The sequence below is a fragment of the Luteibacter sp. 1214 genome, assembly GCF_031455395.1.
In the GTDB taxonomy this organism is placed as follows: Bacteria; Pseudomonadota; Gammaproteobacteria; order Xanthomonadales; family Rhodanobacteraceae; genus Luteibacter; species Luteibacter mycovicinus.
In genome coordinates, this window is record NZ_JAVDSQ010000002.1 from 658,566 (window position 1) to 672,825 (window position 14,260).

The 14,260-nt window shown below is 65.4% G+C and carries 7 protein-coding genes; 1 reads left to right on the forward strand and 6 read right to left on the reverse strand.

Annotated features, from left to right (window positions below):
- Positions 1 to 24 precede the first annotated feature (24 nt).
- The 3 genes from J2X57_RS07550 to J2X57_RS07560 form a co-directional block, all read right to left on the reverse strand.
- Positions 25 to 570, reverse strand: coding sequence for a fimbrial protein (locus J2X57_RS07550; protein ID WP_308846707.1), 546 nt, complete (start codon positions 568 to 570; stop codon positions 25 to 27).
- A 297-nt stretch (positions 571 to 867) separates the two neighbouring features.
- Positions 868 to 2,262 carry a sugar porter family MFS transporter gene (locus tag J2X57_RS07555; RefSeq protein WP_309865402.1) on the reverse strand — a complete coding sequence of 465 codons (1,395 nt, stop codon included), beginning with the start codon at positions 2,260 to 2,262 and terminating at the stop codon, positions 868 to 870.
- Positions 2,263 to 2,362: 100 nt separating this feature from the next.
- Positions 2,363 to 3,127, reverse strand: a complete 765-nt coding sequence (locus J2X57_RS07560) for an SDR family oxidoreductase (protein WP_309865405.1) — start codon at positions 3,125 to 3,127, stop codon at positions 2,363 to 2,365.
- Between the two features lie 167 nt (positions 3,128 to 3,294).
- On the opposite strand from J2X57_RS07560, the gene J2X57_RS07565 reads away from it, so the two are divergent.
- Positions 3,295 to 4,092, forward strand: coding sequence for a GAF domain-containing protein (locus tag J2X57_RS07565; protein WP_308846705.1), 798 nt, complete (start codon positions 3,295 to 3,297; stop codon positions 4,090 to 4,092).
- Between the two features lie 36 nt (positions 4,093 to 4,128).
- On the opposite strand, the gene J2X57_RS07570 is transcribed toward J2X57_RS07565, so the two are convergent.
- From J2X57_RS07570 to J2X57_RS07580, 3 genes are all read right to left on the reverse strand, one after another.
- The gene (locus J2X57_RS07570; RefSeq protein ID WP_197062447.1) at positions 4,129 to 5,454 is read right to left on the reverse strand and encodes a PAS domain-containing methyl-accepting chemotaxis protein; all 1,326 of its coding nucleotides are present in this window, start codon (positions 5,452 to 5,454) and stop codon (positions 4,129 to 4,131) included.
- Positions 5,455 to 5,558: 104 nt separating this feature from the next.
- On the reverse strand, positions 5,559 to 7,925 hold the full coding sequence (pbpC, locus tag J2X57_RS07575) for a penicillin-binding protein 1C (RefSeq protein ID WP_309865408.1): 2,367 nt from the start codon (positions 7,923 to 7,925) through the stop codon (positions 5,559 to 5,561).
- An 85-nt stretch (positions 7,926 to 8,010) separates the two neighbouring features.
- Positions 8,011 to 14,022, reverse strand: coding sequence for an alpha-2-macroglobulin (locus J2X57_RS07580; RefSeq protein ID WP_309865411.1), 6,012 nt, complete (start codon positions 14,020 to 14,022; stop codon positions 8,011 to 8,013).
- Positions 14,023 to 14,260 lie beyond the last annotated feature (238 nt).

Below are 14,260 nucleotides of genomic sequence, written 5' to 3' on the forward strand. Positions count from 1 at the left end.
CAGGCCGGCGGTCGACTTCCTTCCTTAGTTCTCGAAGCGGACGGTGTAGGTCACCGAGCTGTTGGCGTCACCCGCCGTGATGTTTCCCGTGCGCTGGTACGAAGCCGAATAGGCCAGCAGGGCCTGGTTGCCGACGACGACTTCCTTGACGCTATCCTGCTTGTCGTTCCAGATGTCGATCGGCTGACCGTTCTTGTCGAACAGACGAATCTGCACACCCGTCGCGGCGCCGACGGTCTTCAGCGCGCCCGTGGCCGGATCCACCGTCGAGCCGGTGTCGTAGCTCGCCCACACCTTCGTTCCATCCGCGCAGGTGGTTTCGCCGGCTTTACCAATGTAGATGCGGTAGCCCGTGTTACCCGAGGTATCGCCGACGTTGGCGAAGTCGGCCGCGTTGACCGCACCGATGTTGACGGTGAAGTCCGGGCCGTTGCCCGGCGCACCACCGTCGACCGTGCAGGTGACGTTGGTGATGGAACCGGTGAACGTGACGGTGCCCGTCGAGGCGAATGCCGACGGAGCGGCGAGACCCGCAATGAGCAGCGCGGAAGTGATTGCTTTGAGGTTCATCCAATTAACCCTTTTCAGATCTTGAGAAACGGTCCCGACGGGACCGCCGGCCTGGGGAGACACGGGGTCACCCCGCGCATCACGCAGCCGAGCTCGACTACGCGAGCGCTCTGAGAAGTCTGTCGGATATCTCCGACATGGCATATGGAATAAAACTCAAAAATCCGATTTTTTTCGGATCTATCGTACGCCGGCGGCCTGGAATGGGCGCGATTCTCATGACACGACGTCTCACGACGTGTTAGGCGAACGACGCCAGACAGGAGCGCGTTTGGCGCGCTCCTGTCCGTTGCCGGGTTATTGACCGATCTTGCGCAACGGCTTGCCGCTCATCAGGTTGTGTTCGATCTGCTCGAGGGTGACGCCCTTGGTCTCCGGCACCAGGAAGAAGGTGACGAAAATGAAGAGCGCATTGAGCGCCGCGTAGAGCCAGAAGGTCTGGGCGTTGCCGATACCGCTGAGCAGGCTCAGGAACGTGGCACCGACGATCATGTTGGTGACCCAGTTGGTGAACGTCGACGCGGCGATACCGAAGTCGCGTCCCTTCAGAGGCTGGACTTCCGAACACAGCGTCCAGATCAGCGGGCCGGCGGACATCGCGAAGCCGACGATGAAGACCAGAAGCATGCCCACGGTGAAGAACTGCTCGCCGCGCGAGTTGATGCCCAGACCCATCATGGTTCCCACCACGCCCAGGCCCACGGCCATGATGGTGAAGCCGGCATACAGGATGGGCTTGCGGCCCAGCCGGTCGACGAAGGCGAAGGCGATCAGCGTAGCGAGGACATTGGTCAGACCGACCGCCGCGGTGAACCACATCTGCGCGTGCGTGTCGTAACCCATGTCCTTGAAGATGCGCGGCGCGTAGTACATCACCACGTTCATACCGGTGAATTGCTGGACCGCCTGCAGGAGCACGCCTAGGCCGACGGAGCGACGAAAATTGGCGTTCTCCTTAAACATGCTCCAGCCGTGCTGCTTCGTCTTGAGCTGCTCGTCGATCGCCGCGATTTCCTTTTTGACCACCGCCTCATCGCCGCGAAGCTTCGCCAGGACGATCTGCGCATCCTCACGACGACCGCGCATCAGCAGCCAGCGCGGGCTGTCGGGCAGGAAGAACAGGCCGATGAGAAAGAGCACGCCAGGCGCCGCGATGATGCCGAGCATCCAGCGCCAGTTACCGCTGGCGCTGAAGGCCGTGTCGGAAAGGAAGGCCAGCAGGATGCCCGTGGTGATCATCAGCTGGTAGGTGGAGATCATCGCGCCGCGAATCTTTTCCGGCGCTACTTCCGCAAGATACAGCGGCGCGGTGAAGGTGGCGACACCGATAGCGACGCCCAGGACCAGACGAGCCACGATCAGGATCGCGGGTGACCATGCGACGGCGCAGAAGAGCGAACCGGCAATGAAAACGATGCCCGCGAAGATCAGCGAGCGCTTGCGGCCCAGGGATGCCGACATCCAGCCGGCACCCAGCGCGCCGATCGCCGCGCCAGCCATCATCGAGCTGACGATCCATTCGATCATGTGATCTCTGACCTTGAACTCCGCCTGGATGAACTGCGTGGCGCCGGAGATCACGCCGATGTCGAGGCCGAACATGAGGCCGGCGAGCGCCGCGAGGATACAGGTCGTGACGATCGCCGCCTTGGGATGCGCGGCGGCGACCTCTTGCTGAATGGGGGCGTCCATGGGGTCGTCCTTCAGGTATGTGAAACCTGAATTGGATGCCTCGACATGTGTTCGACCTGTATGCGTGACGTCGCCTCCGGGTGAGACGTTATGCCGCGCTTCAGACCCATCCGCCGTCCACGATGAAGTTCTGTCCGGTACACATGCGGCTGTCGTCGGCCGCAAGAAACAACGCCGCCCGCGCCAGATCCTCGGGCATCAGGTGGCCCGGCAGGCATTGCACGCGGCGAATCTCCTCCTCCCCCTCTTCGTCGAGCCACATCTCGCGCTGCTTGTCCGTGATGACCCAGCCCGGCACCAGACAGTTGATCCGGATACGGTCGCGACCGAGTTCCCGGGCCATGCCATAGACAAAACCTTCGATGGCCGCCTTGGCGGTCGCGTACATGGGGTAGCCGGCGTTCTTCTTCATCCAGCCCGTCGAGCCGAGGCAGATCACCGAGCCACCGCCCAGGCTACGCATATCCGGCAGGATCGCCTGGGTGGCGAAGTACTGGTGTCGCAGGTTCGTGGCCATGCTGCGGTCGAATTCCTCCGGCGTGGTGTCCGCTATGTCATGGCGCACGTCGTTTGCCGCGTTGTTGACCAGCACGCCCACCGGGCCGAGGTCCGTGCGGACCGTGGCGATCGCTCCGCGGAGCGCCTCGACGTCCGACAGGTCGCAACGCAGGAAACGGGGCCGGTGGCGCGCACCGCCGAGGCGCTCCGCGAGCGCTTTGCCCGCATCGGCCGCCACGTCGAGGAAGGCGGTTTTCGCGCCCTGGGCCGCAAAGTGCTCGACGAACGAGGCACCGATGCCGCTGGCACCTCCGGTAATGACGACGGTACGATCGACGAGACTGGGATACGTGGCGAACGAGGTCATGCGCTGGCTCCATGAGCGAAAATCGATCCGCCGCGTATACCAGAGTTCACGCCGTTGTCGTGTATGTCTTTGCTCACGCAACAAAACGCCACTCAAACGCGGTGTTTTCGACAAGCGAGTCGGGGCATCGCCTGTGGTAGTTTCAAACAGTTGAATGAACTACGTACGTGGCTGCCTTGAACGACCGCATTCCTCCCGATTCGCCCGATGATCCCACCGTGACGACGCGCGACGCCGCGGAGTTGCTTGGCATTTCCGTGAGCACCGCTCAGAAATGGATCGAAGGGGGCGCACTGACCTCGTGGAAGACCCCCGGCGGTCATCGGCGCATGCGGCGCAGTGCCGTGCTGGCCCTGCTCGAGGAGCGCATGGCACCCCCGGGCGAGTCACCGTTGACCCTGCCGGAAGAGCTCCGTCCGGCGCGTCACCCCGATTATCCGGTTCCCGCGGACGAGGCACGACGTCTGCGCTCAGTGGCGCGCAGCGGGCTGCTCGACACCGCGCAGGATCCGGTCTTCGACCGTATCACCTGGCTGGCCTGCCAGATGACCGGTGCGCCCACGGCCGCGATTGCCCTGCTTACCTCGCGGCGCCAGTGGTTCAAGTCCCGGCAGGGTCTCGCCCCGGAAGAGACGCCCCGCGGCTGGGCGATCTGTAGTCATGCGATCCTGGGGGAGGACATCCTGGTGGTGGAAGACGCCCGTAGCGATGAGCGTTTCCAGCGCAACCCGCTGGTGACGGGCGACCCGCATATCCGCTTTTACGCCGGCCACCCGCTGCACGCGCCGGATGGCCAGGTGCTGGGCACCCTGTGTGTCTTCGGCGACGTGCCCCGTGGCCTCAGCGAGCTCGAAGCCAACGGTCTTCGTGCACTGGCCGCCATCGCGGAAGACGAAATCCGGCTGCACATGATCGAGCACGGCAGGCGCTGGCATCAGCCCCCGGGCGACATCCAGGGGTCGTAACCGCCGCCGCATGCCTTCGTCACGCCGCGCCCCGGGTCACGCCAGTTCGGCCACCGCGCGACGGACGTTGTCGATACCGCCCGCCTGCTGGGTCGTCGCCACCGCCACATCGGAGACGCGCTCGAGCAGGGTCCCGACGTTGCTGAGGATGTCGCGCATCGCCGCACCGGCCTCCCCGCTGCGCTCGCTGCCTTCGCGGACGCGCTCGAGCGTCCCGTCGATAAGCGCACGAATGTCGCGAGCCGACTCGGCGCTCTGCTGGGACAGCATGCGTACTTCGTTGGCCACCACCGCGAAGCCACGGCCATGGACCCCGGAGCGCGCCGCTTCGATGGATGCGTTGAGCGCCAGAATGTTGGTCTGGAAGGCGATCGAATCGATCATCGCGACGATGTCGGAGATGTCACGTGCGCCACTCTGGATCGCGGACATGGTGGAGATCACCGCGTCGACCATCGCACCCCCGTCCACCGCCGAGCGGCTGGCCGCGTTGGCCAGGTTGTTGGTGACCCGGGCTTGCTCCGCGATCGCCGGCACGGTGTCGGCCAGTTCGGAGAGCGACGCGTGCAGGGTGCGCGCGGCACGCGTCTGCGCGGTGACGTCGGTGGCGTACTTGACCACCTTGAAGGGTCGGCCGGCCATGTCGAAGATCGGGTTGTAACTGCCCTGTATCCACACTTCGCGACCGCGATGGTCGACCCGGCGATATAGCCCCGAGTCGTATTCGCCACGACCCAGTTTCTGCCAGAAAGCGAGGTAGTCGGAGCCTTCGCGATCGGCCTGATCGACGAACATGCGGTGGTGCCTGCCGATGACGTCGGCACGCTCGTACCCCATGGTGGCGAGGAAATTATCGTTCGCCTCGAGGATGATGCCCTCCAGGGAGAAGCTGATCACCGCCTGCGCCTTGTCGATGGCCGCCAGCCGGCCTTCCATGTCGGCGGCGCGCAGGCGTTGCTCCGTGACGTCGGTGGCGAACTTGACGACTTTGACCGGTCGGCCGAACGCGTTGAGCACCGGGTTGTAGCTCGCCTGGATCCAGACCTCACGGCCGTCCTTGCCGCGACGGCGGTACAGGCCCATGTCGGGCTCGCCGGAGCCGAGGCGCTTCCAGAACGCGGCGTATTCCGGTGAGGCGGCGTCTTCCGGGTCCACGAAGATGCGGTGGTGGCGACCCACGATCTCGGTGCCCTGGGCGTAGCCCATGGCATCGAGAAAGTTGCGGTTCGCCTTGAGAATGGTGCCATCCAGGGCGAACTCGATAACCGCCTGAGTCCGATCGAGCGCCTCCAGCTTGGCGTGCGCGCACGCATCCGTTTTCACGAACATCCGGCGAACGCCGGAAAACACTCCGATGGCCATGATGACGGTTCTCCCCTGTTGAGCTTCAGACCGTCGTTATCGACGATCCGGGGGGTGCCCTGAACGCCCGCTGCCGGAAACGCGCAGTGATTCGCCGAGGCCGCCTATTCCACGGCGCCGATGCCCAGCTCGCGGGCGTCCGTACGCCCCCGGTCGTCGACCACGCGGACAAGGAATCGCCCGGTGCGATCGGGGGCCCACATCAGGCTCTGGCCGCTCGGGACGCTGCCCAGGTAAGCGTCGTCGACGAACCAGTACAGCATGCGCGACGCGCCGTCCGCCGTCGCCGTGAACGCCACGCGCTCCGTACCCAGGCGGGAGACCCGGATCTGGTAGGTGCTGCCCTTCAGGGGCGAGGTGATTCTGGGCGGATCGCCAACCAGCTGGCCGCCGCCCTGGCAGTCCGGCAGCGGGGGCGGTGTCCGCCGTGCCAGACCCGCCTGGGCGAAGACGCGAGCCAGATCCGACGGCCAGTACTCATACACCTCGGTACGCGTGCGTTGCGGGTCGTACGGCGGACACGCCGGCTGACCCGTCGCCGTGTCGATGACCACCGGACGGTGCACGGTACTCACGCGGATCGGCGACTTGCCGGGAATGAACCAGGTGCTGCCCACCTGCGGGCACCAGGCGTTGGGCAGGTCGCCGCTGGCCAGGCAGATCGGCACGCGGCGCAGGTTCGGCGGGTTGCGCCGGACGGGCTCGGCGAGGCGTGGCCGTTCCGCGCGCAGGGCATCGGCAATGCGGAAGAACAGCGGTGCCGCGGCGTCCACGCCGACGAAAGCCGGATTGCCCACCCCGTCGAAATTGCCTATCCAGACGACCAGCACGTAGGGCCCGAAGCTGCCCGCGGTCCATGCATCGCGGAAGCTCCATGACGTCCCGGTCTTCCAGTAAATGGGCAGGCGCGAGGGTTGCGCGGCGACCGCGTCGTCAGGGCGCGGGTTCTGCCGCAGCATGTCCATGACCATGAAGCTGGCCTCCTCGCTCAGCACACGCGAGCCTTGCGTACGTGGCTGGGTGGCGAGCGTGCGCAGTGGCCGCAGTTCGCCGCGGTTGGCCAGCATGGCGTAGAGACTGCCCAGTTCCTGCATGGTGACTTCACCGCCGCCGAGGACCAGAGCGAGGCCGTAATGTTTCTCGCTGGCCATGCGCGAGATGCCGGCATCGTGCAGGAACTGATAGAGGTTGGGGCTGGCCAGCTTCGCGGCGATCTGCACGGCGGGAATGTTGCGGCTGCGGATCAGCGCCTGGGTGGCGGTCACCGGGCCCAGAAAGCGACCGTCGAAGTTCTCCGGTGTATAGGGGCCGAACGCTGACGGCACGTCACGTAGCACCGTTTCCGGATGGAGCAGGCCCTGATCGAAACCCAGCGCATAGATGAAAGGCTTCAGGGTGGATCCGGGCGAGCGTTTTGCCTGCGTGCCGTTGACCTGGCCCTGGATGGAGGAGTCGAAATAGTCGGCGGAGCCGACCAGCGCCTTGATCCCCATGTCGCGCGTGTCGATCAGGATCGCCGCGGCATTTTTTATACCGCGATCGCCACCGTGCTCGACGTACTGGCGAACCTGAAGCTCGAGGCTGTGCTGAAGTCCGAGATCCAGCGTGGTGACCACGCGCATGTCGTCGCCACCATCGAGGCGACGCTCGGCGAGTACCTGCTCGACAAAATGCGGCGCCTCGAAAGGCAGCCGGGACAGCGGGCGAAGGCTCAGCGGCAGGGCGAAGAGCGGTCGCGCGGCGACATCGTGCGGGTGCTTCGCCACCCAACGCGCGAACAGCCGGTCGCGCGACTGCTTCAGCGCCCTGTCGATCACCGTGGCCCCGCCGACCGTGCCGGGCACACCGCGCGACGGTTCCTGCGGAATGACCGCGAGGGTCAACGCTTCGGGCAAGGTGAGTCGTGCGGGTGGCTTGCCGAAGTACGCGAGACTGGCCGCGCCGACGCCTTCCACGTTGCGGCCGTAAGGCGCGGCATTGAGGTATGCCTCGAGAATGTCGTGTTTGGAGTACCGCAGTTCCAGCTGCATCGCCCGCGCGGCCTGCACCAGTTTGCCGCCGGGGCTGCGCGTATCCAGATGCCAGATCAGCCGCGCCAGCTGCATGGTGATGGTGGAACCACCCTGGGGATTGCCGTGACGTACGTAGGTGACCCATGCGCCGCGCGCGAGGCCCCAGGCGCTGACGCCCGGATGCCAGCGGAACCAGCGGTCTTCGTGCAGCAGGACGCCGTCGACGAGTTGCGGCGAGATGTCCTGCAAGGGAACCCAGAGCCGGTAACGGTCGTCGCTGGCGAGGGTAAGCCGGAGCAGCCGGCCGTCGGCGTCGTAGACGGCGGTCGATGAGGGGAGCCAGGCGCGCAGGGGCTCGTGGGGCCAGAGGCGACACGCCACGGGGACGATCGCGATGAGCAGCAACGCCACGAGGGCGTTGTGCCATGGGATCCGGGCGAGGCGCTTGAGAAGGTTCATCAGGACGTGGGCACGACGGGAGGGTGACGGGGCCCGTTATCGCCAGCAGGGCTGGCGACCCGGTGTACCCGTTACCCCCGACAGATCACGGCTTGGCCGTCACGGTGATGCTCCCGCCACCTGGCGCCCGCGCCTGTGTACCCCGGTCATACAGCGACTCGGCGAAGACGGGCGGAATGACGAACTTACCCGCATTCGTCGCCTTGATCCGGTAGACGAACTCCTGCACGTCGGTGCTGGCCATGCCATAGACCACCACGCGGTCCTCGCGAACGTCCGCGTAGTCGGGCTTCCACGTGGATTCCGGATTGCCGATCGGCGAATGCCATGCCGGGGTGTTGTCGCCTTCGCCGTCACCTTCCCCGTCGTTGCTCGCTTGCTCGTCGGCACCGCCGTTCGCATCGTCATCCGACGTGGCTTCGTCCGACGAGGGCGCATCGGCATCCGCAGCCGGCGCCGTCTGCAACACCGGTTCGAAACCACCGGGCAACAGGTCGACGATAGCGATGTCGTCCACGGCGTCGCTCTTCGTCGCGCGGATACGCACGTGAACGTCGATCTCGTCACCCGTGGCGACGCTGTCGATCGACTTGCCCTTGGTATCGGTGTAGGTCCGGGTGATTTCCAGACCGTCCTTGCGCGTTTCGGCCGACGGCTTGCGATCGAAACCGGTCTGCGCCACGCCATACCACGCCGGGGCGTCGGCATCGTTGACCAGACGCAGCCGCTGCGTACCCGCCGCCCAGTGCGCGTCGACCAGCACGCCCTTCGGCGCGCCGATCGGCGTAACGGTGCCATCGGCCGCGACCGAACCGATCGACAGCTTGCTCACATCGCCACCGGTCTCTTTCGCCCATGCATCCAGCGCGAGGATGATCATGCCGGAGGACAGGGTGTTGTAGTGGCCCTGCCCGAGCGGACGCACGAGGTTGTCGATGGTCTCGGGCGGCAGTGCCTTCGCCTGTGCGGGGAAGTGCTTCGCCAGCAGATACAGCACGGTGGCATCGCGAATCGGCGCGTCGTAGTAATCGAAGTACGCGTACGACTCGTCCGCCGGCTTGCGACCGAGCAGCTTGCGCGGCTGCGCCATCAGGTCGTTCGCCATCTTGTCCTGATGCAACAGCTGGTACGACGCCGCGATCCACGCGGCGGCGAGGTCGCTCTTCCAGTCCTTCGGGAAAACGTCCTGCAGACGTCCCTGCACCGAAGCCAGGTCGTTGGTCGTGACGTTACCCTGACGGGTCAGCAGGTAGATCGCATAGGCGCGCTGCCGCATCTGCACCAGCGTGTCGCCACTATCGTCGGCGGCAATCTGGCGCAGCGCTTCATCGGCCGAGGCCAGCATGTCGCGCGGCACGGCCACGCCGTGATCGGTCGCTTCGATCATGTAATGCACGGCGTAGTCGGTGGCGAAGGTGTGCGTATCCGGCGTCGCCGTCCACAGGCCGAAACCGCCCTGCCCGTTCTGGCGTGCGCGCAGCACGTCGAACAACGCGGCCACCGGATCGGCGGGAGGCGTGTCGTCACCGAGCATGCGGGCTTTCTTCACGTCGCCGAACTCCGGACGGTTGCCGAGGATCAGCGCCGGCATCGCCGCGCTGATGACCTGCTCCGTGCAGTAGTGCGGGAAGTCGACGAGGTACGCGGCAAGGCCACGCGCCAGCACCACCGGCACCGACGAGAACGCCGCGTCGCGCTTGGCGTATTCGTCATGCATGTCGCGCAACGGGGTCACGTCCGCGCGGCCGTGGGCATCGACGCGGCCGAAGGCCAAATCGGTACGCATCGGCGAGGCGGGGCGGACCGAAAGATCCACCGACTGCTTCGCCGACTTGCCGTTCGCGCCCGCGGTGAAGGTGAGGTTGCCCGAACCGAGCTTGTTCGTCGCCCGTACCCGGAAGATCGCCACGCCCTCGCGCATCTCGCCGAGATTCAGCGTTTTGGACGCGTCCCCGACCAGCTGCAGTTGCGGACCGAGTCTGAGGCTCACCGCCACCGGGATTTCCTTTCCGCCAAGTCCGGTCAGGTTGTTGGCGACGCCGACACTGATCTCGGCTTCATCGCCCGGGGCAAGCGTCGTGGGCACGTTCGGCGACAGCACGAAATCGCCGCGCACGGTGGTCGCGCCTTCGAACGTACCGATCTTCTCAGGCGACACACTCACCGCCATGACGCGCAGCTTGCCGTTGAAGTAGTCGGGCACCTTGTACGTCAGGTCCTTCGAGCCGTCGACATCGACGATGCCGGACCAGTAGGCCACCGGCTTGTCACGCTTGCGCTTGAACGGGTTGAGCTGGCGGCCGATGGCACCGTCCGCGTCACCGCCGGGTGCCGCCATCGTCATCAGCTTCTGGAAGTCCGGGATGATCAGATCCAGGATCTGCGAGGTCGACACTTCGAGCATGCGCTTGCGGAAGAAGTACTGCAGCGGATCGCCGAGCTTGTAGTGCGCGACCTGCAGGATGCCCTCGTCCACCGCGAAGACCACCGCACGCGTCGGCGTGGTCGAGGTGACGTGGAAGGTCACGGTGTCGCCGGGCTTCACCAGCGACGGCGACTCCACGGCGAGCACGTTGCGACGCGCGTCCATGTTGACCGAGAACGGCACGACACCGAACGACAACGGGCTCATGAAGATCTCGTCGGACGACGGATCGCGCACGTACTGCACGTTGATGTAGCCGTTACCTTCAAAATCCGCCGGCACGGTGATGTGCTGGACGCTGCTGGTGGTGTCGGCATGGAACCAGGCGTGCGCATAGACCTTGTCGCGTTCGATGGTGATCAGGCCGCTACCCGCGTACGGTGCGCGGATCGCGATATCGACCGCCTCACCCGGCGCATAGTCCTTCTTCGACAGCGTGAGCTGCAGCTCGGCGTTGCGCTCGAGCGAACGCGACACATTGCCCTCACCGGCGACCGACCAGGCCACGCGGTTGACCTCCTTGCCCTGCGCGTCCTTCACCACCAGGGCGAAGTTACCAGGCTTGTCCGTGGGCAACGCCACGTCGAGACCGGCGGCGGGAATCGTCAGCGGGGTCTCGGAGACTACCGTCTCGCGTGCCTTCGACTCGTACTTGAAGACGCCGGACTCCTGCCTGGTCAGTACGGAGACGAAGCGCGTCTCGACAATGTCCTGCTTGAGGCCGTTGAGGTCGATGCGCTTCGCCGACGGATCGATGGCGACGAGGTTGACCGTGCGCTTCGCGTCGCGGCTCACGTAGTCGAGGTTGTCGACCGCCTTGTAGCCGACCAGCCAGTCGTTCGACGAAACCATACCCTGGGTCGCGGCGGCTACGCTGCGGCCACCCTCAGCTTCATACGCCTTGGCGAGGAAGTAGAGCTGGTAGGTCGCGTCGGCATACTTCGACAGGTCCAGCGCGAACTCCGCATGACCCTTGTCGTCGGTCTTCGCATCGGCGAGCTTTTCTTCGAAGCCTTCCTTCGCACGACGGATGTCGTAGAAGTGGTAGTCCTTGTAGCTCGGGAATGACGGGTACGCGGGGCGCAACGTCAGCGACCCTTCGACGCGGCGATCCGCCGCCGGGGTCCCGAACAGGTTCTGCACGTCGACCAGTGCCTTCAGCTGCGCGGGCTTCACCCAGCCTTCGGTCACGGCGGTCGACAATCTGGCCGCGACCTTCATGCGGTCCGGCTGAAACTCCTTGACCTGCACGGTCGTGCTGCCGATCTGCGAGTACGGCTTGCCGTCCTTGGCGATGTACAGGTTCACCGTCCAGTTGCCGGTGGGCGACGTCTCGGACGTGGTGTGGTCGAGCTCGGCGAAACCGGCGGCGTCCATGGACACGGTCTGCTGGCGCACGGTGGTGCCGCGCGGGTCGACCACCTCGGCGATCAGGGGCATACCCGCCACGCTGCGCGTCCAGCTGTTGGCGCGCACGATCATGCCGATATGGAACAGGTCGCCCGGACGATAGATGCCGCGATCCGAGAACAGGTAGCCCGAGAGCTGGCCCTGGCTATGCGCGTTGGGCTCACCGCCGATGTCGAAGCGCGAGAAGTCCAGCGTACGGTCGTACGAGGTCACGGGCAGGAACGACAGATCCTCGCCCTGACGCACGACGTACATCGCCGGCGCTTTTTCCTGGGTGAAGCCCTTCAGGCTGGCGAAGTGAGCCAGGCCATCGGCGCCCGTGGTCTGCGTGAACAGCGTACTGCCGTTTTTGGCGATCACGGCGACCGAGGCGCCACTTACCGGCGAGCCATTGCGGATGGACTGCACGAAGATGTCCTGGCTTCCGTCCATCGACTTCTTGGCGATGACGCCGAGGTCGGTGATGACGACCAGGCGCTCGTCCTTCGGCCAGTCGTAAGGTGCATGACCGCTATCGTCATCGTCTTTCGCCGCTTCGGCCGCGGCGGCATCCGCATCGGCGCCCGCGTCGCGGGCCGCGGCTTCGCGGGCTGCCTTGACGCGCCGGTCGCGTGCTTCCTTCTCGGCGTTCTCGTCATAGCCGGACAGTTTGAGCAGGAACACGCCCTTCTTGCCGGACGCGAGGTACTGGCCAAGATCGAAGCCTTCGTAATGCGCCTTGCCCGGGCCTTCGTCCGGGAACGAAACCTTCTTTACGAAGCGGTCGACGATGTGGTCCGAGGTGAAGCCGTACATTTCCGGCTTCGCGTAGCTACCCTCGTTGAGCGAGACCAGATGCTGCAGCTGGTCCGGCAGCACGCGGCCGATCTCCACCCGCATGCCGGGGATATTGCGCGAGACCACGGAGATCCGCTTGTCACCGCTGAGCGACAGCAGTGAGCCGTCGGCCATGAAGCGGAGCAGGCGCGGGTAGTCGGGCACCGTGAGCAGCTCGGCGCGCGACTTCGCCATGATATAGCCGCCGAACGAGGTCAGGCCCTTGTCCACACGGACATAGATCTGCTGGCCCGGCTGGGCGTGGTATTTGAAGCTCTGCGTGGCCGACCAGTCGTTTTCGGTCGGCACCACGTCGGGCTTGATCGCCGTGAACGAGCGCAGGTCGCTCTCGCCGATGGTCGAAACGCCGTAGCCCTTATCGCTGCGGGGCACCACCCAGACGTGCAGCCGCTTCGCCAGTTCGGTATCGCTGACCGGGCTGCCGAAATTCATCACCACGACCTGCTCCGGCTCGAAGCGGGCGTTGTCCACCAGCGTGGCCGAGATCTCGTCGACCTTCAGGCTATACAGGCCGGGTACGCGCACCGCGGTTTCCAGCGCTTTCTCCGTGCCGTCGCCGCCACGGCTGCTCACCGCGCCGTCGTCCAGCCTGAGGCCGACCGAACCGTCGTCGCGCGGCAGCTGCAGGGGCTGCGAGTGGACGAACGCGTTGAGGCGACGATCGTCATAGGTGACCGAGAACTTCAGTTCGCTGCCGCGCTTTTCGTTCCCGTTGCGCAGGTCGAGCTTCAGGCGCTTCTCGAGCTGCGCCGCATCGACCGGGTAGTTGAAGCCCAGCTGGACGATGGTCTTTTTCTTGGTCGGATCCTGCGGGTCCTGGTAGAACTCGCCATTGACGACGCGCGCGGTGAAGGGGACGGTCGAGACGGTGAAGTGGTCGTCGGCCAGCACCGCTTGCGGCGCGAACACCTTCGCCTTGTCGAAACTGACCTCGATCTTCCGACCCACCGGCCAGTCCGCGGACGGCACGAAGGTGAGTACGCGATCGCTCTCCCACTTCCACTGGCCGGGCAGTTTCGGATCCATGGCGATGCCGTCGGTCACCGGCTTGCCGAGCGACTCGATCTTCGCTGCCGACCCCGAGAAGGTCACCGTGAGCGGATGGATCGTCACCGGGACATGCTCGTAGTCGCTGATGTCGGGCGCGGGGGCTTCAAACGTGATGCGGTTGGGCTCGACCGGCTTCGGTCGGTTTTCCCACCAGTGCCAGCCGAACCAGCCGGCGGCGGCGATCAGGATCGCACCGGCGACCGTGGCCGTGAACTTCAGGGGATGGCTGCGGGCGGCGCGGCCGGTCGCGGGGACCCAGGCGGGTGCCGACCAGGCCATGTTGCCGAAGACAGGCCGCAGCACGCGACCGAGCAACCAACCCAGGCCGCGCAGCAGGCGTACGGGCAGCATCAGGATGAAACGAAGCAGATCCATGTTTCCCTTCCGATCCATTCAAAAGTTGACGAGCACGTCCGTCCGCCGCACAAGCGGCGAACCAGCGGTCGTTCGTAATCCCCAGTGACATGCTGCACGCGATCGATGTCACGGCGGCGACCGGATTCTGGCATACCAGCGCCCCTCTTCGGGCTTTTTCGGGCGCGTTGGCAATAGGAAAATTCTGAAAAATCGGCCGCATGCGCCACCCCGTGACTGATGTCACGGGGGAGGATTG

Bases quoted from the DNA above. Each gene is read 5' to 3' on its own strand.
- J2X57_RS07550 (WP_308846707.1), bottom strand. From the start codon at position 570: ATGAACCTCAAAGCAATCACTTCCGCGCTGCTCATTGCGGGTCTCGCC.
- J2X57_RS07555 (WP_309865402.1), bottom strand. From the start codon at position 2,262: ATGGACGCCCCCATTCAGCAAGAGGTCGCCGCCGCGCATCCCAAGGCG.
- J2X57_RS07560 (WP_309865405.1), bottom strand. From the start codon at position 3,127: ATGACCTCGTTCGCCACGTATCCCAGTCTCGTCGATCGTACCGTCGTC.
- J2X57_RS07570 (WP_197062447.1), bottom strand. From the start codon at position 5,454: ATGGCCATCGGAGTGTTTTCCGGCGTTCGCCGGATGTTCGTGAAAACG.
- pbpC (WP_309865408.1), bottom strand. From the start codon at position 7,925: ATGAACCTTCTCAAGCGCCTCGCCCGGATCCCATGGCACAACGCCCTC.
- J2X57_RS07580 (WP_309865411.1), bottom strand. From the start codon at position 14,022: ATGGATCTGCTTCGTTTCATCCTGATGCTGCCCGTACGCCTGCTGCGC.